The organism is Pelagibacterium sp. (genome assembly GCF_048264985.1).
Classification (GTDB): domain Bacteria; phylum Pseudomonadota; class Alphaproteobacteria; order Rhizobiales; family Devosiaceae; genus Pelagibacterium.
In genome coordinates, this window is record NZ_JBLXCL010000003.1 from 207,578 (window position 1) to 230,803 (window position 23,226).

Here is a 23,226-nt window from a genome sequence, read left to right on the forward strand (position 1 = left end):
AGTTTCAGTTGGGTTCGTCGCCCCGTCAGTTGCGGTGCGCGGATAAGCTGGCTCAGCCAGCGCTACGACGCTTTTCTCGCGTCTCGCCGATTCGGTTACCGCATTTTTCCAACGCAAGCAACATAAACTTCGCAAAAAGAGAAGTTAGAGGGGTTTTATGGTTAAGAACCGGTGTCAAAGAAGCACTCGAGAGTAACTCGCCAGTGCTGCAGGTCGAATCTAAACTGTGTTGGTTAAGGTGCGCAGGAAAGTTGAGGGTGGGACCCGGAATGAGGAAACGGTCGAGGAGTACGAAGCCGCTATTCCCATCCTTTCCTTTAGCTTGTCTATTGCGCTGAGCGATATCTGGTTAATGTGCACCCCCCGCACGCGGCTTCACGTCGTCAAGAATGACCAGAAGACGGACCGGTAGATGAACCCATCTCAATTCCAAATTGAATTGTTGCCAGTGCTCGATAAATTGCGAACGACATTCGTGTCCGAGGATATCGCAAGATCGACGATGTAGGCATGGAAAGGCGCGCGGGTATCATCGGCATTCGCCGATGTTACCTATCACAACTAGGATAAGCATTTCAAAGCTTGGCGGCGTCATGCGAAACCGACGGCTTCTCGCTTTCGTATCACAGCCGGATTCCGGAGGTTCCGCTACACTCATATCTACTGCGTGGCTGGCAAGCCAACTAGTCTTGGCTGCGGCCAAACTCGAACGTGTGATGCGCAAGATGTTGGCAGACGGAGCTTGAAGCCGGTGTGCAACGAGTGTGGCAGCAAAATTGCCGCGATGCATTTCCGAATGCCGGATCGGAACCCCGTTGATGTACGCATGGGATTTCGACAGAGTATCTTTCCTGACGAGAAGGTGCCCCCAGGACTGAATTTACCTGCCCAAACTGGCCGACGGGAGCCGCCGTAGGTCCTTGGCAAGACATCCAATTCATGTCGGAACGTTCTCATCGGATACCGTAGGATCCGACGACCTCCAGCAATTACATTGCCAGAATCTTACCTCGTAGCTTCAAACCGCCCAGTTTCCGGGATGAAGCCCCAGTCTCTTAACCCGTGCCTCCCCTGACTGGTGAATTTCGGTGCATCGCTGTTCAACACCAGTTCGTCGCTTTTTCGATTTTAACATCAAGTACTTAACTTCGAGGCGCCTAACTGTGGCAAGCGGTGCCGATGCACCATTTTACATTGATTTGCACCCTTTCCGAGGCATTACATTGCCAATTTCCACCCATGAGATTGCGATAAGCGCAATTCGATATCCTACCCTATTCCACTGCCATACCTACCACTGAGCCTAGCTGGTCGATATCTATGAAGGGAATGGAAAGGGAATCACCGTGCCTCTCGGACGTGACGGCAATTTCTAAGTGGTCGTGCATTCGGCTCTTCAAGTACCCAATAACCAGTTCATACCTGTGCTCTTTAATGGTGATGCATGCAATGTCTCCCACTCCCGGTGGCCGCCAAGGATGCACAAAGACGACCTCCCCATAGCGAAATCGAGGAGCAAGCGCATTGTCTCCGATAAAAAGGCCATACCCCTGATGTACCCCCATGAGTGCTGAGGGTGGCAGTCGATACTCTGCAAGTCGCCAGGCCAGCGTTTTCTTTGCGGAATGCGACCAGGCAAATCGCTCGTATATTGGAATACGGCCATTAATTGCGGTGTGATGAGCGATAGCCTCATCAGACAACTCGGGCGCACCATCGCCCGACCACTTGGGTAGCACGCATTCTGAGTCACGGCGGTTGACCTCGGTGGGTCGCATTACCCCAATGCCGCCATACAGTAGCCATCCCCTTGGAATACCTAATTTATTTGCAATCCTATCCCAGAGAGACAAGTCCGGAAAATCGCCCTTTCCCGCAAGCATGGCGCCCAACCGTTCCCGCGATATGTGGATTTCTGAAGCAAGCGCGTCCTCGGCAACCTCTGCAATAGCCAACGCGGCCTGAAGTCGCGCAGCAATGCCAAGCTGTACAGGCCGCCATGCGCCATCGTGAAACCTTTCGCCTCGAACGACCGGAGTCTGCGTAGCGCCACTACTCTGGAAAAATTCTTCTAAAATGGCAATTTCGGCTGCCTTCAGGGCGCGCGTGCCGCTCAACATTCGGCTAACCGCAGAGGGGGCGACCCCGAGTGCGGCAGCCAAGTCTTTCTGCGAACGCCCCGCCATACGAAGAAGTGAGCGTATCTGTACGGGATCGTACCAAGCTGTCTGCATCTGATTCTCCCGCGGTGAAGTTATCTTATTGCCAGGCCGTTCGCAATTCGTTAAGCAAGTTGCGTTTTTCGCATTGCGCATGTTGCGGGCAGCTTTTATCTTTGCGGCATAGCGAGGTTGACTTATGGAACTCACAAAAATCGAAGCTGCAGTGGCAGCACTCGAAGAATGCGGAAGAGACGTAACGGTGCGCTCGGTCAGAGAAGCCCTTGGAGGTGGCTCGATGACTGATGTCGCGGCAGGCCTGAAGGCACATCGTGAGAAGCGTCGAATGGCTGACGCCATTCAACGCGAAATACCGCCACAGCTTATGGACACGTTGAACGAGATTCTAGTTCAGGTGTGGTCGCACGTATCCTCGGAACACTCTAAACGCCTTGAAATGGTTCAGCGAGGAGCTGCGAGCGCGGCCTCTGAAAGTGACGCGGCACTTAATGAACTCTCGCGCTACGTTGACGAAATCACCCTCGAATTAGAGACCGCGAAAAATCATTCCCACGATGCCGCACTTGAACTTGAGGGGTGTCGTTCCGCGCTGGGTGAGAACGAGAAGCTGCTAGCCATCGCTGAGAACCGGCTTGATGACCTTAGAGAGCAACTTTCTGAGGCACGCCAGCGGGAAATTATCCTGATCGAGTCCCTTCGAGGGACGGATTTCTCAGGCAAACGCGCTACCACTCCAGAACATGATCCTCCAAAAAGACCCGAGATTCCTTCACGGCCCGAAGTTGAACATGAGCGAGGGACAGGCGAAATTGTAGCTTCACACGACGACCACGTGAATTTACCCAATTACGAACCGGGTGCGGATGGTCCTCTTGACCTGCAAAAGCCCTGGACCGGTGAGATGAGAAACGCGGGTGCCTCGATGATTGAGGAGGCCATAAGGAGGAATGGCCCAGTCTCCGTGCTTGAGCTTCGAGATTTGGCGACGGAATTTGTTGGCAGCGATCTGATAAAGTTGCGTGATTTCGTCCAACAACTGGCGAAACAGTTCAACAGGTTCACCATAGGTGAGGATGGTAAAATCGTCCTCCTCAGTGTCCCCGCTTCAAAAGCAGGCGACGACAATGGCCATTGAGCGGCGGCGCCGGGCCGATGGTAATTATAGCTATCGCGTGACCTGGTACGCGAAAAAATCTGGCAGACCTGTGCAGCGCTCGAAAACGTTCAGACGACGGAGCGACGCTAAGGCTTTTGAGGTGGAAAAGCAGGCCCAAATTGCTCGCGGCGAAGAGTTCGCAGAGCATGCCACGACCAAAACGATACGTGAACTTACGCGCGAATGGGTGGACATCAAGTCCAACACAGTGCGCACCTCAAGCATGCCAGAATACCAAATCGCTCGTGCACGCATAGACGCTCATTTCGGAGACGCCTATATCTCGAACATAAGAACGCATCATCTTGAATTTTTCAAAGATCATTTGATTAAGGAAAGACCGCTGGACCAAGCCAGAAGGATCCTTGTCAAAACGAAAGCTTTTTTCGTTTTTGCGCGTCGCAGGGGCCTCATTTTGTCCAACCCCGCCGCTAACATCGAGAAAATTAGGAGGCAGCCCGCCCAGGATCGGGAATGGCCCGACAAAGCCGAAGTTCGCAGGCTGCTTCGAGCAGAAACCGGTCTTTTTCGTGCCTTCTTCTGGTTAGCCGCATTCACCGGTCTTCGGACTCAAGAGCTGCGCGCGCTGCGGTGGAGCGACCTTGTCCATGATCAGCCAAGAAACACATGGTACCTCGACGTGAGATGCGCGGCAACGAGAGACAATAAAATCTACAAGCTAAAGTCCAAAAATTCCCGGCGCCGCGTTCCGATTGGGCACGAGGTCGTACAAATATTGCACGAATGGCAACAGAAATGCCCAAGTTCACGTCTTGATTTGGTATTTCCAAACGGATCTGGTGGTCTCCTCGGTCCCTCCAAAGCTGGTAGGCGCTTTCGCGAAATGCAGGAGATTATTGGTATCGTTACGCGCTATGAGACCGTTCGCTATGGGCGCAACTGGGTAGCTGGTAAAAGCAAATACAATCTACATGCGTTGCGACATTTCGCTGCTTCGATTTTTATTGCCAGCGGCATTGGTCCGAAACGAATACAAGCTCTTATGGGGCACGCATCGATCACCACTACATTTGATCTGTATGGATATCTATTCCCGGACTCCGAGCTAACTTCCACAAGCATGTCAGCCATAGTTGGTGATGTTATGTTCGAACTGGAGGGTGCGGAATGCAAGAACTAAATGGCGCGCGTCTGCCCTCATGCTGTGACCAGCAATGCGAAAAAGAATCGGAAATCCAGTCGTTGCGAGCGCTGATCAATGAGTGCGACTTGAAGATTCGATCTTTGACGGCGGCGCTTGGGGAGCAGGCTGGCCCAAGAGAGCACAGGCCGGAGGAGGCTCCAACGGCTAATCTGGACGCGCCAAAGCATAAACATGTTCCAGAGGTTGGGGAGCAACCGTTGGCCAAGCGCGCCTACACCAAAGATCGGCTCACGCCAGAGAACGCCGCCAAAATTAGGGTTGAAATGCAAAAATTGCTGAGGGAGCAGGGCCCATTGACCGTGAATCAAATCATGAGTGCGATCGTTACGGACTTTGCGTTCACCAAGTCACAGCTTCAGTCAATTGTGTATAAAGAAGCAAGCTCCCCAGATAGCTTAATTCAGCGGGCGGGGCGGGCTCCATTTAATAATGAGGTTGTCGTCTCTCTGAGAGTCGAACGTAACGCTACGTAACGGATAACAGAGGGTGCGATCGCCATATGCTTATGCGGTCAAGAAGGGAATGACGTGAGGTGCGAGATGCGGCACCGCCCACGCCCTGTCCGTGTTCGCAAACATAGTATGTCTTCATCCAACTGCTAAAAACACGAGTAAAACCAAGCACTTGCAATTATGTTGAGTACGAGCCAGCATTGCAGACAGATGCGCCTTGGCTTGGAAGGGATAACCCATGCGTTTTGAGGATTTGGATAATTTCGAAGTCGGATATGCCTCTGCCATCATCGGTTGGCAGGGCTTTTGGCCGGAAGATGATTTAGAGGAGTTTGCAAAGTGGCAAGAGGTGGATTCAACGAGTTTCGGCCCATTAGCGATTCAGCGCATTCATCGGGACTGCGCTACTTTTCGTTCTTTGAAAGTGTCTGGCACTAGCGTTGCCGACCTTCTCGCACAAGCTCAGTTCCATGATTACGATGAATTCAACGCGGGCTGGGATTTGTGGCTGTCTCGCCAAAGATGCGGTGTGAGCTACGGCGATCGCAATCTTGACCAAATCGGCGAAGCATTAGACACAGCAGCCGAGCAACTGGGCGAAACGTACGTGGAATTAGGAGACGATAACTGCATTCATTTCGGGAACGAATAGACTTTCCTACAGGCACGTTCCGAGATGAAATGAGTTTCGCGGTTGCCGATGTCTTGTTCAAGAACTTGGACAAGGAATAACATCGGCCCGGGCGACGACTATATACAAGGTCCCGGGCGCCGGAGGGAAAGCAACGTAACCGCCAAGCCCACCCCGGAGGTCACGGCTGCCGTTGAACGCCGATGACCTTCCGCTCTAACTTCAGGAAGATTTTGCGCGCGCAATGGGGTGTAACTCGACCGGCTGCTGATGTGGCAAATGGATGGGCAGGCCAGCTCCGAGCTCAGCCCAGCCCCGTCGGTTCGTTGTCTTCTCGCGCATCGAGCGGATCTTCGCAAATGAGACGATTGTCCCACCCCCGGTGCAGAAAGCGGGCAAGACCGCATATCCGCCTACTTATGTAGGTTTCGTAACTTCGATTGCCCGCGTAAAAGCAGTCCTCAATATGTAACGCGATCAATAAAGGATTTTACGATTGGTGTCACCAACACAGCAGTCGGTATGGCCACCGGAAGTATACCCACATAAGCCATCAACCAACGACTTATAAAATCCGTCTGGAAACCCAGGTTTATAGCGGTGGCGACGAAAGACATGACGATGCTCATCAGCAGTGCCATTATAAGGCCCATCACAAGCCCAGCATATCTTCTCGGTATTCTTATCTGCGCTCGCGGCATTGACGATTGATCGTTTTAATTAGGCGTTGAAAATCGCTAGTGGCGTATGGCCTGGTTCTCGGACGAAACCAATGCCTGCGGGTGTTGACCCTCATCGGTTAACGGAAGGAAGCTAGGGCCAGATCAAAGAGCCAATGGGTACTCAACTACCGACTCTTTCTGGTTGTCAATCACCATGAAGAGCTGGAAATACTTTATCGTGGGCTCGACACCTGTGCGCTCAAGAAAGCGGGCCCGCCATTTTTCATCGTGGGCAGATCGCGCCGCCTGTTCATTTGGCCAGATATAGATTCCCCCAATTTCGCCGTCCGCACTCTTCATAAAATGCTTGCTGACCAAGTTAGGGTCACTACGCCAGTGATCCACTACGCTTCGAGCATCTTCTATCATCCGCGCGTCGTCGAATTGCGGTGGCTTCTTGAACAAAACAAGCTCAACAATCATCACTTTCTCTCCCATGCATGCCGGTCACCCCTGCTGAATCAGCGTGAGGCGGCGTTCTGAGCGGGCGTGACGCCGTACAAGTGGGAGCTAATTTCGCTCGCAACCGACTTGAGCTTGCCGACCGCATTCTGGACATACTGGTCGGAAAACCGCCAACTAGGTCCAAAAATAGATAATCCAGCCACTGTACTCCCTGAACGCGTTTTCACGGCCACAGCGACGGCGGAAATCTCCACCTCCCGTTCCCTCAGACAGAGGGCATACCCTCTCCTATTCACTTCCTCGACTTCCTTGATTATCGCGCTCGCATCCGTAATCGTTTGCGCGGTGAATGATGCACGTTTCTCATTGTCCAGATAGCGCCTCAGTTCCTCAGGTGGCAGGCTCGCGAGCCAAAGCTTCCCATTAGCCGTGCAATGGGGTTCAAGAACGGAACCGACAGGCATATGCATCGCGTAAGGTCGCGATGATAGTGCGCGCGCGACAATCTCTACCCGCCCTCTGCTGTATTTGGTCGCCAGGGCCGTCTCCCCTAAATCATCAGAAAGCGCGTTTAGGTAGGGCTGGACCTGGGCTGCAATGAAGTCCGCCGAAACGGCTCGCTCCCCCAAATCAGCAAGAGATAGCCCGAGGCGGTAGTGTCCCCTCTGGCTGGCCACTATGGCGCCGGCGGCCTCCAGGCTCCGCAGGAACCGGTATGCCGTCACGGTGTTCATCTCTAGTTCACGGCTCACGTCCTGCGTCGTGACGATCGGGCGATGAGGGGTGAAGAGATTGAGTACCGAGAAGGCCGTAATCACCGACCCGTTCAGTTGGCCTGCCATGTTCATTCCGTCCAAATTTTAAAATGCCTACTCTACTGCCCCCGCTATCAGTTGCCGAGCCATTGAGGGAGAAAGAGCACTATTGCAGGAAAGGCGAGCAACAGCGCAACTCGGACAAGTTCGATCGCAAAGAAGGGGAGAGCGCCCTTAAATGTGTCCATCATGGGCACGTCTCGAGCCATCGAGTTGATGACAAATACATTCATTCCCACCGGTGGCGTTATGAGTCCGAGCTCAACCACGATTAGCGCGAGAATTCCGAACCAAATCTTCGTTTCGTCGGGCGTCATGCCAAAGTCGAGCTGGGCAATGACGGGCCAAAAGAAAGGCATGGCAAGGAGGATCATCGAAAGAGAATCCATTAGGCAGCCGAGGACGATCAAAACAACGAGAAGGAGTATGAGAATCACCATCGGCGTAAGGCCGGAGTTCAACATCATCTCTGCCGCCGCTTGCGGCACTCCCCCGCGTGACATGAATATCTTGAGCAGCTCGGCACCGAACAGTATGATATAGATCATACCTGCCGTTTTTGCGGTTTCGAGAATGGAATCGACTATGTCTTGGCGCGTAACAAGTCTGCGCGCCAGTCCATAAATCAACACCATGAAGACTCCAATGGCCGCAGCCGGAGTGGGCGTGAAAAGCCCTGCGTATATCCCACCGATTACGAGCCCAAACACGACGACAACGGGGATCACACCGATACTGGCGCTGACCAACTCCTGTCGGTCCACCGCCGCGCCCTTCGGGCCTGCTTCCGGGCGAACTGTCGTGTATATGGCGATCACTGCTATAAAGAAGGTCACAGCAAGCAGCCCTGGGATAAGTGCTGCGGAAAACATCGTCACAATGTTTGCTTCAACAATTACGGCGTAAACGACCAACACAACCGAAGGCGGTATGAGGATGCCAAGCACTCCGCCGGCGGCCAGCGTGCCCGTGGCAAGCGACGGCGAATAATTGTAGCGACGCAGTTCCGGCAAGGCGACCTTGCCCATCGTGGACGCGGTTGCCAGTGAAGAACCGGACACAGCCCCAAATCCGGCACACGCAGCGATCGCAGCCATCGCCACTCCACCACGAAATCGGCCCATCCATGCATTTGCTGCACGAAACAAGCCTTGAGAAAGCTGAGCTTTGGTCGCTAGGTGGCCCATGAGGATGAAGAGGGGAACGACTGACATGTCATAGTTAGAAAACGTCCCATAAGCCAGCGTCTTAAGTTGAGACAGCAAGATGGCTGGGCCAGAGAGCATGATAATGCCGCCCATCCCCACCGCAGCCATCGCGTAGCCGATAGGCACTCGTATCCCGATTAGAGCAATGAGGATTGCAAGGCCGGCGAGGCCAACTAGAAGTTCGAAGCCCATGTACTTACCCCTGGCGCATCGGCGCCATTATTTTCGATTTATGCCCAGCGCTACAAAATCAGGCGCTTTCGACCTCATGGGGGACGATCCCTTGGCGAGCCTGAACAAGATTTGCCATTGCCGCGAACGCCATCAGGACAAGCGACATCAGGATGGGAACGTAGGCGTACCAGAGTGGAATCTGGTAAATGGCCGTCGTCTCACCATAGGCGAGCATATCTCCAAAGCCGAGATACATACGCCAGAGCAACAGGATAGAAAGGGCCAGCGCGAAAAGTGCTCCGAGCCCGCCGAGAGCGGCTACGGCATTCTTGCCAAGGTTTGCCGTGAAGATATCGGCGGTCACATTGGATCCCGATATTTGGCAATAGGGCAAAAACATAAACATGCCCATTGCCACCCCCATTTGAACCAACTCATAGACGCCGGGGAATGGTCGATCAAAAAGCATGACCTGCGCCACGCTGTAGACATTCAGAGCTACGATACTGAAGATGAACACCCCACCTAGTAGGGCCCAGTAGCGGGTCATGACGCGAACAACGCCAACAAAGCCTGTCAGGTGGGGTGTCATTTTCATAATGAGCTCCTATCAGTCGGAATGTGCCGATATGGCCGCCCTGGCCGCATCGACTAGAGCCTGGGCGTCAATGGACTCTTGCCCACTCACTTCCTCAACCCAACGAGCAACCACCGGCTCAACAGCTTGGGTAAAGGCAGCACTCTCTTCCTCAGAAAGCACCACATGCTCGTTGCCGGCTGCGACAGCAATATCGATACCGTGGTTGTCAGTTTCCCGCCAGATATCCCCCACCTCACGGAGCCATTCCTCGCTAGAGTTGTCGAGGAATATCTGCTGGATGTCCTCGGGCAATGAGTTCCAACGGTCAAGGTTCATCGAAACCTGAAACACGGACGTGCCGAGGCGACCCATGTCAGTGAGTTCAATCTGGTAATCCGTGAGGTCCTGCAACTGAAGTGCTGGGATGATCTCCCAGGGCACTAACCCGCCATCGACGACCCCCCGAGAAAGGGCCTGCGGAAAATCGGGAACGGGCATGGAAACAGGGTTTGCCCCAAGCGCCTCAACGACCCAGGCACCTGTGCGCGTTGGGGTGCGGAGCGTTTTGCCTGCAAGGTCACCGGGCTCACGGACGACATCCCCTGCAACCTGAATTGCCTGCCCAGCATGGACATGCTGGAAAAGCACTTTTACACCGATATGCTCCTCGGCCAAATACTCGTCAAAAAGGTCAGCGATTGCCAAGTTCGTCGCAACAGGGTCGTTGGTATGCACGTTGGCGAGTTCGAACACTTCGGTCCGAGGAAACAGGCCCGGCGTGTAACCGTTCAAAGTCCAGATCAAATCAACGACGCCGTCGCGCGCTTGCCTGATGAGTTCCGGTGCTGTTCCTCCCAGTGACATTGACGGATATATCTCAATGTCAACTCGGCCGTCCGATGCCTGTTCGATCCGTTCCGCCCAAGGTTCCAACATGTCGACTTGAGCTGGTGCTTGTGGGCCCAAAAAATGGTGCAGCGTAAATGTGTATTCCTGGCCAGTCGCGGAGAGCGAAAAACTGGGAATAGACAGCAAAACTGCAGTTCCCAGCGAAAGCCGATATGCAAATGAAGACATAACAATACTCCTCCTTGGTTTTATTCTACAGTGAAAACCCGAACTACATTGTACTCGGCAGAAAAAGTGAGAGTGCTGGAAAAGCACAAATTAGAAAAAGTCGTATAAGATCGGAGAATATAAAGGGAGCCACGCCGCGATATATATTTCCTAAACTTACGTCCTTCGCCAATGAGTTGATCACGAATACATTCATGCCAACCGGTGGGGTAATCATGCCTAGCGTGCAAGTCATGACCACGACCACGCCGAACCAGACGGGGTCAAACCCCAGTTGAATAATCGCTGGATACACAATTGGAACCGTGACCAACACCACGGCCAGCTCATCCATAAGCGCCCCGAGGACTATGTAGACGAGGACAATCAAGAGCAAAACGCCATAAGGGCCGACTGGAAGCGCGACAAGGAAATCAATGATGTTTTGCGTCGTCTGGGTTATCGTCAGGAAGTAGCCGAATAGATAGGCACCGATAACGATCATGAGGATGGCGGCGCTCGTCCTGAGAGAAAGTACCAAACATTCGAGGATATCGGAGGGTCCGAGCCGTCGTTGCAGTACGCCAATGATCAGTGCCCCAACTGCGCCGACGCCGGCTGCTTCGCTGACCGTAAAAACACCACCATAGAGACCGCCGATAACTGATGCGAATAGGAGAACCGGTGCCCCAACATGGCGTAATGTCGCAAATCGGGCTGATAGAGGTAGAGGATCAGCCATCGGCACTTGATCGGGCCGAAACAGCATCACGAGCCTGATCGTAATTATGTACATCACGATGCCGAGAATGCCGGGCACTACACCCGCCATGAAAAGTCGTGCAACGTCCTGCTCGGTGATAACCGCGTAAAGAACGAATATCACCGAGGGCGGAATCATGATCCCGAGCGTGCCGCCGGCGGCGATCATCCCTGTCGCAAGTTTGTCGCCATAACCTGCGCGCTTTAGTTCCGGCAAAGCGATTTGTGTCATGGTCGCAGCGGTTGCGACCGATGAACCGTTGATGGCGGAAAATCCGCCGCACGTTGCGATCGTGGCAACGCCCAGCCCACCCCGCCAATGACCCAACCACGCGCGGCTGGCCGTGAACAGGTCGCGCGACATGCCAGAGCCGGTAGCAAACGCTCCCATCAAGATGAACATGGGGATGACAGTGAGATTAAAATCGGTGACAGACGAGTATGGCGATTGACTCAACAGGCTGAACGCAGACGACCAATTGGTGAGCAAGCCAAAGCCGACAACGCCAACGATGCTCATCGCAATCCCTACCGGGACCCTCAGAAACATCATGATGAAAAGCGCCGCAAATCCGCCGATGGTGACTAATTCTCTATCCATGGCGGGTGTCCAATTTCATGCAATGCTTGAATAGGGCGAGCACAGAGACCAAGGCTGTAGCGACAACGCCGAAGGCGGCGCAAACGTAGAAGGGCCAAATTGGAAGACGCATGTCAGAAGTAACCTGACCCGATCCAACCATAGAGGGGAGTCGATCAAGCAGGGCCCAGGCAAAACACACAAAAAAAATCGTGGTGATTAGGCTAGCGACGAGATCAATCCACCACTTAAGTTTCGGGGAGGCGGTCTCCCAGAGGATATCCACTGTGATGTGGCCATACCGCCATGTGGCGACCGTGAGCCCCCACATGATGGCGATGCCTTGGAGGTATCGTGCGAAATCGAATCCGTCCGGAACATTCCAGGAAAACCCGTATCGCAGAACGGCGGTAAAGAAGATGAGCAACGCGACCACTGCGATTGATATGGCAGCCGTCTTTTCTATCGCGGAGATAATTTGATCCATCGGAGGCTCCCGGCGCCGGTGGTGAGGCGACGTCGTAACGTCGCCTCTCGGAAGTTCCTACTGAAGCGCCGCGCCTTCGGAGCGCAACGCGTCCCGCAGCTCTTCCAGAGCTGTGAGGGGATCGTCGATTCCGGCAGCTTCCGCATTGTCTGCCCACCTTTGCTGGGCTTGCTCGGCAGCCTCCAACCAAGCTCCCAGTTCGTCTCCCGTAAGCGAATAGACATTGTAGTTGTCGGAGTTCTTCAGAGCTTCATAGCCTTCTTGCTCGTGGGCATTCCAAGTCGACGCGACTTGTACCGCCCATCCAGTGCTACAATGAGAGTCAAACGCAGCACGTTGCTCGTCATTAAAGCGCTCATAGGTTTGCGGATTTACAACCCATGCGAAACCGGAGACGAAAAAGGGAGCGTCCATCGCATAGCTGACTACGCTATCCAGGCCGAAGCTGGAAATTGAGCCCCACGGGAAGGTTACAGCGTCAGCCACGCCAGACTCCAGGGCGGTCCGAGCCTCCGCTGCCGATACGCGCACATTGCTTCCACCCAACTGGGTCAAAAAATCTGCAATCACTGAATTGGCAGTGCGAACCTTGAGCCCTTGGGCCGCGTCGGGTGTTCTAACCTCTGTTCTCGAATGTAGCGAAGCTGGGGCATGCATAAACCCGAGGCAGTACTTCACCTCTTCCATTTCGGATTCTGCGAAGGGACGATACCAGGAGTCAAACGCCTGTGTTCCCCCAACGCCATCGGAGATCATGAATGGCAGATGGACAGCCTCCGCGAGAGGAAAACGACCGGCCTGGTACCCGACGTTGATGTAGGCCATGTCAGCAATTCCATCGCGAGTCATGTCGTAGTGATCGTCGGCACGCCCCAGCTGCTGCGCCGGGTAGAGAGTTCCACTGATGGTCCCTCCGCTCGCCTCGTTAAGGGACGCTGCCCATTCTTCGAACGCCTCATGCACTGGGTGGGCTGGAGGCAGAAATGTTGAAAACCTGAGTTCAACATTCTGAGCACTGGCAGCCGCCGTTCCCGCCAACAAGAGGGTGCCTGTCATCAAGATAGTTTTCATTCGCCTTCTCCCTAATTTCGATGCGCCATCCTTGACTGCACCGCCTCAATGAACTTTTTGCCTCAGTCGTAAAGTGTCTGCACGTCGCGATCGATTTCCACCTCCAGCAAATGGGGTCCGCGTGAGGCGAAAAGTGCCCCAAGCGATGCTTCGAGTTCGCTAGGATTGGATACCTTCGTCGCCTTACACCCCATGCCTCGTGCAAGGCTGAGGAAGTCGAGTCCAGACAGCTCTATGCCCGGCACGTTCCGTACCTGCAGGAGTTGGCTGAACGACCGCATGGCGCCGTATCCGCCGTTATTGATCACCAAGACTTTGAGATCGAGATTATGCTGAACAGCAGTCCAGAGCGCTTGGGGCGAATACATGAATGATCCATCCCCAATCAGGCACAGCACCTTCTGCTCTGGTCTCGCCAGTGCCAGGCCTACTGCGCCAGGCAATCCGTAGCCCAGACCGCCGCTCGCCATGGTATAAAAACTGCCCCATTCCTTCATAATGAGATGGTTTTGCATGGTGGGACGCGTGGACGGCGATTCTTCCATCACCACCACGTCGTCGGGAATGAGTTGCCCTATCCGGCTGAACAAGATTTCAGCCGTTAATTTTTCTGACGAGACAGGACTTGCCGCCTTTTTGCGGGGAGAGGCGGAAGCCGTCTTCGTACGAGGCGCCGTCGCATCCAGAAAAGCCTGGAGCGTAAGGCGCAACGAGCCCAGCACGGATTGGGCGCGTACTGCGCTCACTGCGCTTTCGGCATCGCTTGTGAATTGCAGAATGGGTGTATTCGATCGCATCAACGCTGAGTCACCGGGCACGTGATAGGTGAACACCGGAGCTCCCACGACAACGATCAGGTCGAAATCACATAGCGCGTCCGATATTCCTCCGGGCGAGGCGGGAAGAAATCCTTGAAAAAGCGGATGGTCCTCGGGAAAGCATATTCTGGATGCGAACGGTGCTGTCATCACCGGAGCGCCAACGCGCTCAGCAAATGCCATGAGGGCAGGGCCTGCGTTTTCTTCATCGACCTCAGAACCGACCACCAGGACAGGTTTGCGTGCAGCGGACAAAATCCGAGCAGCCTCGGAAATGCGTTCAGGGTCAGGACCACGGTCGCTCGATATTGCACGGGGGACCACGAAGGATGCGGGGCGCGACCAATCATCAACGGGAATCGACACGAAGGTCGGGCCGAACGGCCGCTGCATGGCCATATAGTATGCCTTTGCTATCGCTTCTGGCACATCCTCAGCGCGCGCTGGCTCAATACTGAATTTGACATATGGTCTGGGGAATTCTGCCGCCGCGACTGCGCCAAGATATGGCACCCCAGGCAAAAGCTCCCGAGCCTGCTGGCCCGCCGTAATGACAAGAGGCGCGCGGTTTCTGAAGGCGGTGTAGACATTGCCCAGCGCGTGCCCCAATCCCGCTGCCGAATGCAAGTTTACAAAGGCGGCGTTACCAGTCGCTCGCGCATACCCGTCGGCCATGGCAACGACTGACGCTTCCTGCAGGCCGAGCACATACTCGATATCTTCGGGCCAACGATCGAGAAACGGTAACTCGGTTGATCCCGGGTTTCCAAAGAACTTTGTAACGCCCAGAGACCGAAGGAGGTCCAGGGTTGCTTCTCGAACGGTCATTTTGGATGACGGATGCATGCGTCTCGTTGTCCTGCCTGTTTGGCGTACTGGCGTCTTGTTCCAACGGATACGGCGGCGGACGGTCTAGCGACCGCCGCCGTATCCTCGCGATTAGAACGGATAGTGCTGGTGGGGATCTTCGATCGTGATCCAGCGCAATTCAGTGAACTGCTCGATGCCGGCCCGACCGCCAAACTTGCCGTAGCCGGAGCCCTTCACGCCGCCGAACGGCATTTGAGCCTCGTCGCCTACAGTCGGCCCATTGATGTGGCAAATGCCGGATTCAATTGCCTCTGCCACTCTGATCGAGCGATTGATATCGGAACCATACACTGATGCCGAAAGGCCGTACTCGTTGTCATTGGCGAGCTCGATAGCGTGGTCCGTGTCGCGGGCACGTACGACGCCCACCACAGGACCAAAGCTCTCGTCTCCGAAAAGTGCCATTCCGGGCTCGACGCGATCGACGATGGTGGCCGGCATTATCGTGCCTTCGTCCGGCACATTGCCGGCGACAATCTCCGCCCCTTTGTTCGTCGCGTCATCGATCAGCATTTTTACGCGATCGATGATCTCGCGATCCACGACCGAACCAAGGACGACGTTATCTGCAGAATTGCCAAAGCTAAGCCCCTTGGCTTTCGCCGCGAACTTTTGGATGAATTGATCCGCGACCTTCTCATCTACGATAATGCGCTCGGTGGACATGCAGATTTGTCCCTGATTCATGAAGGCACCGAACGCTGCACCCTCGACGGCCGCATCGATGTCCGCATCATCGAGCACCACGAAAGGAGCCTTGCCACCCAGTTCGAGAAGGACTGGCTTGAGGTTTTTGCCTGCCTGCTCCGCGATTATCTTACCCACGCGCGTAGAACCGGTGAAATTGATGCGCTTCACCGAAGGGTGCTCTATCAAGGCAGAAACAACTTCGGGGGCATCTTCAGCTGAATGGGTTATGACGCTCAAAACCCCGTCGGGAAGGCCGGCCCTTTTGAACACTTCACCGATCAATCGATGAGTGTGCGGACAACGTTCTGACGCTTTTAGAATAACTGTGTTTCCGCAGGCCAAAGGAGTGGCCACTGCACGCACTGCCAAGATGATGGGTGCATTCCATGGCGCCATGCCAACCAAGACACCCACAGGTCGACGGACTGACATAGCCAACGTTCCCGGCTTGTCCGAAGGAATGACCTCACCATTGAGCTGCGTGGTCAGCGATGCCGCTTCGCGGATCATCCGCGACGCCAGCATCACATTGAAGCCGAGCCAAGTTTTCGTGGCACCGGTTTCGTTCATTGCAGTTTCGATGAACTCGGGCGCCGCTTCATCGAAAAGATCAGCGGCCTTCAGTAGGATAGTTCTGCGTTGGTTGGGGCCCATTTTTGCCCACCCGGGAAAGGCTGCCGCGGCAGAATCAACCGCGCGGTTGACGTCGGCTCGCCGCGCAGCAGGCGCGCGGGTTACAATTTCTGCGCTAATCGGATTTTTGCGCACGAACTGGCCACCCTGCTCCGCTTGAGCAGCGCTGCCATTGATCAACATGTCGATGTCCATCCATCGTCCTCCTACTGGTCAGGCATCCTTACTAACACCTTACAAGCTATTATAGCAATAGAAAAACTACGAATAGATCTCTGCAGCCTTTTGCTGTGATACCCATCACGACGACCTAACCCGGGTCGCCGCAGCTAATCTAGGTTGACGGACTTTCCCAGCTGGGGGAGATAGAGCCCACATCGACAGGAGAAAGAGATTCATGGGACCCAGTTCTTGGCGCAGGACAAATATTGGTCGCCTGATGAACGAGGCAGTCAGAGTTTTCGAGCAGCGCGTTCTGGAACTTATGCGAGAGCGGGGGTTCAGCGACCTGGGTGCTGCACACGTGAACCTTACCCGCCATCTCGACGAGGACGGAAGCCGACTGACCGAGCTGGCCGAGAGGGCAGCAATGACCAAGCAATCCATGAGGGAACTCGTGGAGCAAGTGGAGCGAGCGGGTCTGGTACAAAGAAAACCTGACCCCAATGATGGGCGAGCCAAGATAATCGTGTTTACTCCAGCGGGACTGAAGTGGCTCGCGGCATTTGGTGAAAGCGTCGCAACGGCAGAAGAAGAAATGGCAGATGTGATTGGCTCCGAGCGCCTCAAGCAGGCGCGCGATGCGATGAGACAATACGTAGCTGGACGATGAATGGGGCGCAGCTAACCTTTCGCAAGAGTATCGATTGACAAAATAGTATGGCTTCCTTACTAACTGACGAAAATTAGTGTGGAGGATGCGGTGACTTCGTTTGATGTCGATGTAGCGATTGTTGGTGGTGGCCCCTTCGGTCTCATGCTTGCCATAGAACTTGGTCGGCGCGGAATCAGTGTGGCGCTATTCGATCAGAAACCGTCCACTGCGACCAATCCGCAGGCTAACGCCACCCAGGCAAGAACCATGGAACATTTTCGGCGTCTTGGGTTCGCCAATGAAATTCGTGACCTGGGATTGCCGCCCGAATTTCCGACCGACATCGCCTATTTTACTCGCTTCGCGGGTCATGAGCTAGCGCGCTTTAAACTACCAAGTGCGCGCGAGGCGCGCGAACGAGTGACAAGCATGTCTGGATCCTGGAGCGCGGCGGAACTGCCCCACCGGGTGTCACAGAAGTTTGTAGAGCAGGTCTTACATCGGCAAGCAGCCAGTCTGGACGGTGTCGAAATCTCATTCGGCTGGCGGGTCTGCGATTTTGAAGACGACGGAGAAGGCGTAAACGTTACAGCCATCGCGACTGACGGTAGTGGGAAAAAGACTCTTCGGGCGCGATACCTTGCGGCCGGCGACGGCGCTCGCAGCACGGTGAGAGAAAAACTCGGCTTCCGATATGAAGGGGATGAGGGGGCTGTCCGTGACTTCTTCGGCGGGCGCATGTACGCGGTCTACGTAAACGCGCCCGATTTCTACAATCAGGTTCCACATGCCCCTGCATGGATGAACGTAACTTTCAACAAAGATCGGCGGGCCTTTATGGCCGCCGTTGATGGCAAGGGAGAGTTCGCCTTCCATACGCAGCTGCGTGATGGTGAAGACGAGGCCACGATGACCGATGCGGGTGCCGTCGCATTGTTTCAGGCAGCCGTCGGACGCCCCATAGAGGCAACTGTCATTTCGCGGGGCACCTGGACCGCAGGCTATGCGTTGGTCGCTAACAAGTTCAGGTCTGGCAGAGTTTTCCTGGGTGGGGACGCAGTCCATCTGTTCACCCCAGCCGGAGGGCTCGGTTACAACACCGCCGTGGATGACGCAGTCAATCTCGGCTGGAAGCTTGCCCATTCCGTACGAGGCGTTGCGGGACCGAAACTGTTAGACAGTTATGAGAGCGAGCGGCGACCCGCAGCCATTCGCAATACCGGCTACGCGCGAACTTTCGCCGACTCCCTGGGCTCATTTGTACCATCGCCACACATAGAAGCAGAGGACGAGATCGGCGAAAGAGCTCGGATAGAGGCTGGAACCTACTTGGAAGCTCATGGCAAGGCCGAATTCAACATTCCAGGGATAACCTTCGGCGTTCGCTACGAGGGCTCCCCCATAGTCGCCGCTGAGGCCGGTGCGGCGCCGCGAGACAGTGCCGACACCTACGAGCCAACTGCCAGGCCAGGCGGTCGGGCACCTCATCTATGGCTGGAGCCGGGCAAGTCGTTGTATGACACGTTTGGATTTAGTTGGACATTGCTTCGACTTGGCGATCACCCACCTGAGGTTGAGAAATTTGTCGAAGCAGCAAAGTCAGCCAATGTCGAGCTCGCGGTCGTCGACATATCGTCTAAGGAAGCCGAGCAATTATACCAAGCCAGCCTAGCTCTCGTACGCCCAGACCAAGTCGTTGCTTGGCGAGGCCAAGGCGAAGCGGATGCGCACAAAGTATTAAAGCGTGCACTGGGCGGTCCAAGCTACTAACACGTTGCATAACGAATCCCGGAAGGTCATCCCATGCAAATGAACTTCGTGTATGAACCAAACGCATCGCGAGTGGTGTTCGGCGTCGGCGCTGCAAAGCAGGTGAGGGATGAGGTGGCAAAACTTGGCTCGCGGGCTCTCATCCTTTCCACGGCCTTTCAAAGGTCGGACGCCGAAAGGCTCGCTCAAGATCTTGGAACATTATCGGCGGGAGTGTTTGCGGAAGCGGCAATGCATACTCCGGTGAATGTCACCGAAAAGGCTCTCGCTGCCTTCCAAGAATCTGGCGCCGATTGCATCGTTTCTATCGGCGGAGGCTCTACTATCGGCCTCGGCAAGGCGATTGCTTACCGCAACGATGCTCCTCAAATTGTGCTTGCAACGACCTATGCAGGTTCTGAGGTCACTCCAATTCTCGGGCAAACCGAGAACGGCCTAAAGACCACGGTAAGAGATGCGACCATTTTGCCGGAAGTGGTCATTTACGATCCCGAACTCACCGTCGGATTGCCGGTGCAGATGAGCGTAACGAGCGGCTTGAATGCCATGGCACACGCGGTCGAGGGGCTATACGCTCAAGATCGGAACCCCGTTTCATCGCTTATGGCCGTGGACGCGCTGCGAGCTCTTCAAGCGGCGTTGCCGGTTATTGTATCAGAGCCGACCAACATAGATGCGCGCAGTCGCGCCTTATATGGCTCCTGGTTGTGCGGTACGGTGTTGGGAAGCGTCGGCATGGCGTTGCACCACAAGATTTGCCACACCCTCGGAGGCAGCTTCGATCTGCCCCACGCTGAGACGCACGCGATCATGCTGCCTCATACAGCCGCATTCAACGCAGTCGCGGCGGATGAATTCCTTCGTCCCGTGGCCGAAATTTTCGGCGGCAGTGTTGGCGGCGGGCTACATTCTTTCGCAGTGCAGTTGGGAGCGCCCACAGCTCTTCGGGACCTCGGACTTAAGGAAAGCGATCTCGAAAGAGCTGCTGAACTCGCAACCACCAATGCCTATTGGAACCCGCGCCCGGTAGAAAAGAACGCGGTTCGGGACATGCTCTCGCGAGCATGGGAAGGATCCCCGCCTGAATAATAGCACTGAGCATCGGACACAACATATCGGAGAGGGCTGCAAATGCTTCCATATTTCACGGAGGAGAATTCTGTTGAGACGGTGAATGCTCGGATGAGCGAAGGGGCGAATCCCCGTCTTGTACAGGTCATGTCGGCATTGGTTAAACATCTCCATGCCTTTGCGAAGGAAATTGAGCTCTCGCAAAGCGAATGGGAGGTGGCAATCGACTTTCTTACCCGGACAGGACAGATCTGTTCCCCTGAACGGCAGGAATTCATCCTTCTTTCGGATACACTTGGGCTCTCGATGCTCGTCGATGCGATCAACAATCGACGGCCGGCCGGCGCCACCGAAAATACGGTGCTAGGGCCCTTTCATGTCGCCGGAGCACCAGAGCGCGAAATGGGTGCTTCGATCTGCTTGGATGGCAAGGGCGAAAGCTGCTTGTTCGAAGGGCGGGTTCTCGATTTGAACGGCAACCCGATCGAAGGCGCACGCGTTGATGTCTGGTCAGACAACGCTGAAGGTTTCTATGACGTACAGCAACCTGACATCCAACCCAAATGGAACAACCGTGGCATCTTTACGACCGGTGCCGACGGGCATTACCGCTTTGTCGGCATTAAGCCCGTTTCCTATCCCATACCAGATGATGGACCTGTCGGTCAGATGCTCGCGCATTTGGGCCGCCATCCCTATCGGCCTGCCCATATGCACTACATCGTCACGGCCCCTGGCTATGAGAAGCTAGTCACGCATACGTTCGTTGGTGAGGACGAGTACCTCGATTCAGACACAGTATTCGGCGTCAAGAACACTTTGATCGCACCTTATGAACGGCTGCAAGATGGTCTTGCCGAATGGCGTTCGCCATTTGACTTTGTTCTTGTTCAGGAAAACACCAGTGCCGAACGTTAAGCTGTATATTGATCGCGAACTCCATAAAGACCTCGGCTCCTCGCTTAAATCCGCTCTTCCTCAAATCCGCGAGATTATTTGTTCGCATCTGGCGATTGGTCCGTCGGCATGCCAACTGGCGGTCATCGCGGTTGACGGTTTGCCGGACCAACCCTTGGCGAACCTGGAGCTCCATATTCTACCTGGTGCCAATCGCACCTCCGACAAGCTCAAGCAGCTTGCAGCCGAGCTGCAGAATGCGTTGGAGCCCAGACTGCAGGTGTGTCCGGCGGTGCGCATAGCTCAACTTGACGCCGAAACGTATGTTGCTCTGATAGGGCGGGGCGGCGGCGCGAGAGTTTCGATTTTCTGATCTTTCAACGAATGCTTCACTGCAATCGGTGGGAGAATGCATGCCTTCCATCGGGTTTTGGCTACGCTTTGCAAACCTCGTAGTTGACGGGCAGCAAGGCGGATCTTTGCCGTAAACGGTCGGCGTTTCTTATCAGGGATTCCGCGCATGACACCAGAATAGCCCAGAAGGCGGTAGTTTGCACCCGCGACCTATGAGCTTTGTGTACCAGTGCTGTGGTCAAATTTCAATGGCAGTCCGCTGTGCCCTGATGCCTCGATTGGGATCATTCTGAACTGGAATTTTCGACTTATGATCCCGTGGCCGTGAGATGGAGAATGCTAATGAAGAAGTCCAAGTTCGCCGAGGCGCAGATCGCCTCGGGCACAAGCAAGCCGAGGATGGGACCGCGGTCGGGGAAGTCTGTTGCAAGGCAGGCGTTTCGGCAAACACGTTCTACAACTGGCGCAAGCGGGATGCTGGGCTGATGCCCTCTAAGATGAAGCAGCTGCGTCAGCTCGAGGAAGAAAACGGCAAGCTCAAAGGGTCCGTCGCCGGTCTGAGCCTAGACAAGGCCATGCTTCAGGATGTTCTGCAAAAAAATCTCTGACGCCTGCCCGCAAGCGCTCGCTTGTCGATGAGGTCAGCGCGGTCTGGAAGATCTTGATCCGCAAGACCTGCGATGCCCTCAGAGTGAAGCGGTTGCTCTACCAACCATAATAGTCGATGGCTGTTCCTCTCATCATGCCTGGGGCCGATCGCTCGGACCTTGTTACAAAGACCATCATTCTGGGGACAGCCACCAATCTTGGCTACTCTCCGCTGGCCCATTACGGCATCTCGCGCTCGTGGACAAAGGCGAGCTGCGGAATCCAGTTTTGACTCACGGCTTCCATTTGGAGGCAATCTTGGGCAACTGGACCGGTTTGACAGATGACGAATGGACACTGATGGGTCCGCTTCTACCTTCTGAACGCGGGCGCGGAGTAATCGGCCGGTTTAGGGCCGCAGCAACCATTGGGCTGGCGTCGGCTGGCCGCCAGTTCCATGGGAGCAGCTCGTCGAGCGCTCACGAGCCCCTTGCGGCGCATCTCGCGCCGCCACTGATAGATATGCTGGCGGGTGATATCGTGCCGACGCGCAATACTGGCGACAGTCTCGCCGTCCACGCCGACTTGACCCAAAACCGAAAGCTTCTCTTCGCCCGTCCAGCGCCGCCGTCGCTCAACCCCCGTCATTACCTCATAGCGCATGAAATCCCCGCCGCTTGCGTTGCTGACGTCAATAACGACGCCGATAACGACGGTCATTACACGTCAGCACCTACCCAGCGAAAGGCGGCCCAACCCGGCCGGTTACGGCGCGGATGCTGCCCTGCCCAAATATAGCCGCTGCTATTACGAAGGCATGATGTGGATGGCGCGCACGGTGGCGCAATGGCGGCATCTGCCTGATGATGCGGCAAGTGGAACAGCGTCTTCCGGCGATATCGAGGCAGGGTCGAGGCGATGCTCAAAACTCTGGCCGAACTGGTCGAGCGTGATCGAAGCGCTGACATGATCGACAACTCTGTCATCCGGTCCCATCATTGTGCGATCGGCATGCAAAGGGGACTCAGGCAGCCGAGGCGCTTGCCGATCGCGCGGGGGTTTCACCACCAAGCTCCATGCCCGGTGCGATGCGAAGGGGCGGCAGCTGGGCTTCGTCCTGACGCCCGGGCGAAGAGTGCGCCAGCGCCGACGTCGAGGCTGTCAACCCGTCAAAAACCAACAGGCGTAGTCCGCTCCCGCACGACAAAGCCCAATACAAATGGCGCAACCGGATGGAGCGGCTTTTCAACAAGCTCATGAACTGGAGACGTGTCGCG

General features: G+C 55.1%; 25 protein-coding genes. 11 read left to right on the forward strand and 14 right to left on the reverse strand.

Annotation, left to right across the window (positions count from 1 at the left end):
• Positions 1 to 1,274: 1,274 nt before the first annotated feature.
• A complete protein-coding gene (locus tag ACN0TA_RS12605; RefSeq protein ID WP_417583421.1) occupies positions 1,275 to 2,234 on the reverse strand; it encodes a helix-turn-helix transcriptional regulator in 960 nt (319 codons plus the stop codon).
• 124 nt (positions 2,235 to 2,358) lie between these two features.
• Between ACN0TA_RS12605 and ACN0TA_RS12610 the strand changes: the two genes are divergently transcribed.
• The 4 genes from ACN0TA_RS12610 to ACN0TA_RS12625 all read left to right on the forward strand — a co-directional run bounded on the left by ACN0TA_RS12610 (position 2,359) and on the right by ACN0TA_RS12625 (position 5,605).
• The gene (locus ACN0TA_RS12610; protein WP_417583423.1) at positions 2,359 to 3,315 is read left to right on the forward strand and encodes a DNA-binding protein; all 957 of its coding nucleotides are present in this window, start codon (positions 2,359 to 2,361) and stop codon (positions 3,313 to 3,315) included.
• Positions 3,305 to 4,477: a tyrosine-type recombinase/integrase gene (locus ACN0TA_RS12615; protein WP_417583425.1), complete on the forward strand. Its 1,173-nt coding sequence runs from the start codon at positions 3,305 to 3,307 to the stop codon at positions 4,475 to 4,477. Before ACN0TA_RS12610 ends, ACN0TA_RS12615 begins: the two co-directional genes overlap by 11 nt.
• Positions 4,465 to 4,974: a hypothetical protein gene (locus ACN0TA_RS12620; RefSeq protein WP_417583427.1), complete on the forward strand. Its 510-nt coding sequence runs from the start codon at positions 4,465 to 4,467 to the stop codon at positions 4,972 to 4,974. Before ACN0TA_RS12615 ends, ACN0TA_RS12620 begins: the two co-directional genes overlap by 13 nt.
• A gap of 217 nt (positions 4,975 to 5,191) precedes the next feature.
• Positions 5,192 to 5,605 carry a hypothetical protein gene (locus ACN0TA_RS12625; protein ID WP_417583429.1) on the forward strand — a complete coding sequence of 138 codons (414 nt, stop codon included), beginning with the start codon at positions 5,192 to 5,194 and terminating at the stop codon, positions 5,603 to 5,605.
• 440 nt (positions 5,606 to 6,045) lie between these two features.
• Here ACN0TA_RS12625 and ACN0TA_RS12630 read toward each other — a convergent pair whose 3' ends face one another.
• The 11 genes from ACN0TA_RS12630 to ACN0TA_RS12680 form a co-directional block, all read right to left on the reverse strand.
• Positions 6,046 to 6,285, reverse strand: a complete 240-nt coding sequence (locus ACN0TA_RS12630) for a DUF2798 domain-containing protein (protein WP_417583431.1) — start codon at positions 6,283 to 6,285, stop codon at positions 6,046 to 6,048.
• A gap of 123 nt (positions 6,286 to 6,408) precedes the next feature.
• A complete protein-coding gene (locus ACN0TA_RS12635; protein ID WP_417583433.1) occupies positions 6,409 to 6,729 on the reverse strand; it encodes a hypothetical protein in 321 nt (106 codons plus the stop codon).
• A gap of 38 nt (positions 6,730 to 6,767) precedes the next feature.
• The gene (locus ACN0TA_RS12640; RefSeq protein WP_417583435.1) at positions 6,768 to 7,553 is read right to left on the reverse strand and encodes an IclR family transcriptional regulator; all 786 of its coding nucleotides are present in this window, start codon (positions 7,551 to 7,553) and stop codon (positions 6,768 to 6,770) included.
• 47 nt (positions 7,554 to 7,600) lie between these two features.
• Complete coding sequence (locus ACN0TA_RS12645; RefSeq protein ID WP_417583437.1) at positions 7,601 to 8,926, reverse strand: TRAP transporter large permease; 1,326 nt, start codon at positions 8,924 to 8,926, stop codon at positions 7,601 to 7,603.
• 58 nt (positions 8,927 to 8,984) lie between these two features.
• A complete protein-coding gene (locus ACN0TA_RS12650; protein ID WP_417583439.1) occupies positions 8,985 to 9,506 on the reverse strand; it encodes a TRAP transporter small permease in 522 nt (173 codons plus the stop codon).
• Between the two features lie 12 nt (positions 9,507 to 9,518).
• Positions 9,519 to 10,565, reverse strand: a complete 1,047-nt coding sequence (locus ACN0TA_RS12655; RefSeq protein ID WP_417583441.1) for a TRAP transporter substrate-binding protein — start codon at positions 10,563 to 10,565, stop codon at positions 9,519 to 9,521.
• 43 nt (positions 10,566 to 10,608) lie between these two features.
• Positions 10,609 to 11,907 carry a TRAP transporter large permease gene (locus ACN0TA_RS12660; protein WP_417583443.1) on the reverse strand — a complete coding sequence of 433 codons (1,299 nt, stop codon included), beginning with the start codon at positions 11,905 to 11,907 and terminating at the stop codon, positions 10,609 to 10,611.
• Complete coding sequence (locus tag ACN0TA_RS12665; protein WP_417583445.1) at positions 11,900 to 12,373, reverse strand: TRAP transporter small permease; 474 nt, start codon at positions 12,371 to 12,373, stop codon at positions 11,900 to 11,902. The genes ACN0TA_RS12660 and ACN0TA_RS12665 overlap by 8 nt, the downstream gene beginning before the upstream one ends.
• 57 nt (positions 12,374 to 12,430) lie before the next feature.
• Positions 12,431 to 13,444, reverse strand: a complete 1,014-nt coding sequence (locus tag ACN0TA_RS12670; protein ID WP_417583447.1) for a TRAP transporter substrate-binding protein — start codon at positions 13,442 to 13,444, stop codon at positions 12,431 to 12,433.
• Between the two features lie 62 nt (positions 13,445 to 13,506).
• Positions 13,507 to 15,090, reverse strand: a complete 1,584-nt coding sequence (gene mdlC, locus ACN0TA_RS12675) for a benzoylformate decarboxylase (RefSeq protein ID WP_417583449.1) — start codon at positions 15,088 to 15,090, stop codon at positions 13,507 to 13,509.
• 111 nt (positions 15,091 to 15,201) lie between these two features.
• On the reverse strand, positions 15,202 to 16,650 hold the full coding sequence (locus ACN0TA_RS12680) for an aldehyde dehydrogenase (protein WP_417583451.1): 1,449 nt from the start codon (positions 16,648 to 16,650) through the stop codon (positions 15,202 to 15,204).
• Between the two features lie 202 nt (positions 16,651 to 16,852).
• On the opposite strand from ACN0TA_RS12680, the gene ACN0TA_RS12685 reads away from it, so the two are divergent.
• From ACN0TA_RS12685 to ACN0TA_RS12715, 7 genes are all read left to right on the forward strand, one after another.
• Positions 16,853 to 17,287 carry a MarR family winged helix-turn-helix transcriptional regulator gene (locus ACN0TA_RS12685; protein WP_417583453.1) on the forward strand — a complete coding sequence of 145 codons (435 nt, stop codon included), beginning with the start codon at positions 16,853 to 16,855 and terminating at the stop codon, positions 17,285 to 17,287.
• Positions 17,288 to 17,377: 90 nt separating this feature from the next.
• Positions 17,378 to 19,039: an FAD-dependent oxidoreductase gene (locus tag ACN0TA_RS12690; protein ID WP_417583455.1), complete on the forward strand. Its 1,662-nt coding sequence runs from the start codon at positions 17,378 to 17,380 to the stop codon at positions 19,037 to 19,039.
• 33 nt (positions 19,040 to 19,072) lie between these two features.
• A complete protein-coding gene (locus tag ACN0TA_RS12695; protein WP_417583457.1) occupies positions 19,073 to 20,128 on the forward strand; it encodes a maleylacetate reductase in 1,056 nt (351 codons plus the stop codon).
• Positions 20,129 to 20,170: 42 nt separating this feature from the next.
• A complete protein-coding gene (locus ACN0TA_RS12700; protein ID WP_417583459.1) occupies positions 20,171 to 21,028 on the forward strand; it encodes an intradiol ring-cleavage dioxygenase in 858 nt (285 codons plus the stop codon).
• Positions 21,015 to 21,380: a hypothetical protein gene (locus tag ACN0TA_RS12705; RefSeq protein WP_417583461.1), complete on the forward strand. Its 366-nt coding sequence runs from the start codon at positions 21,015 to 21,017 to the stop codon at positions 21,378 to 21,380. Before ACN0TA_RS12700 ends, ACN0TA_RS12705 begins: the two co-directional genes overlap by 14 nt.
• Before the next feature lie 310 nt (positions 21,381 to 21,690).
• A complete protein-coding gene (locus ACN0TA_RS12710; RefSeq protein WP_417583463.1) occupies positions 21,691 to 21,969 on the forward strand; it encodes a transposase in 279 nt (92 codons plus the stop codon).
• 116 nt (positions 21,970 to 22,085) lie between these two features.
• Complete coding sequence (locus tag ACN0TA_RS12715) at positions 22,086 to 22,241, forward strand: hypothetical protein (RefSeq protein ID WP_417583465.1); 156 nt, start codon at positions 22,086 to 22,088, stop codon at positions 22,239 to 22,241.
• 80 nt (positions 22,242 to 22,321) lie between these two features.
• Here the strand turns inward: ACN0TA_RS12715 and ACN0TA_RS12720 are convergent, their stop codons facing one another.
• Positions 22,322 to 22,669, reverse strand: coding sequence for a transposase (locus ACN0TA_RS12720; RefSeq protein WP_417583467.1), 348 nt, complete (start codon positions 22,667 to 22,669; stop codon positions 22,322 to 22,324).
• A gap of 87 nt (positions 22,670 to 22,756) precedes the next feature.
• Complete coding sequence (locus tag ACN0TA_RS12725; protein ID WP_417583469.1) at positions 22,757 to 22,948, reverse strand: hypothetical protein; 192 nt, start codon at positions 22,946 to 22,948, stop codon at positions 22,757 to 22,759.
• Positions 22,949 to 23,226: the final 278 nt, after the last annotated feature.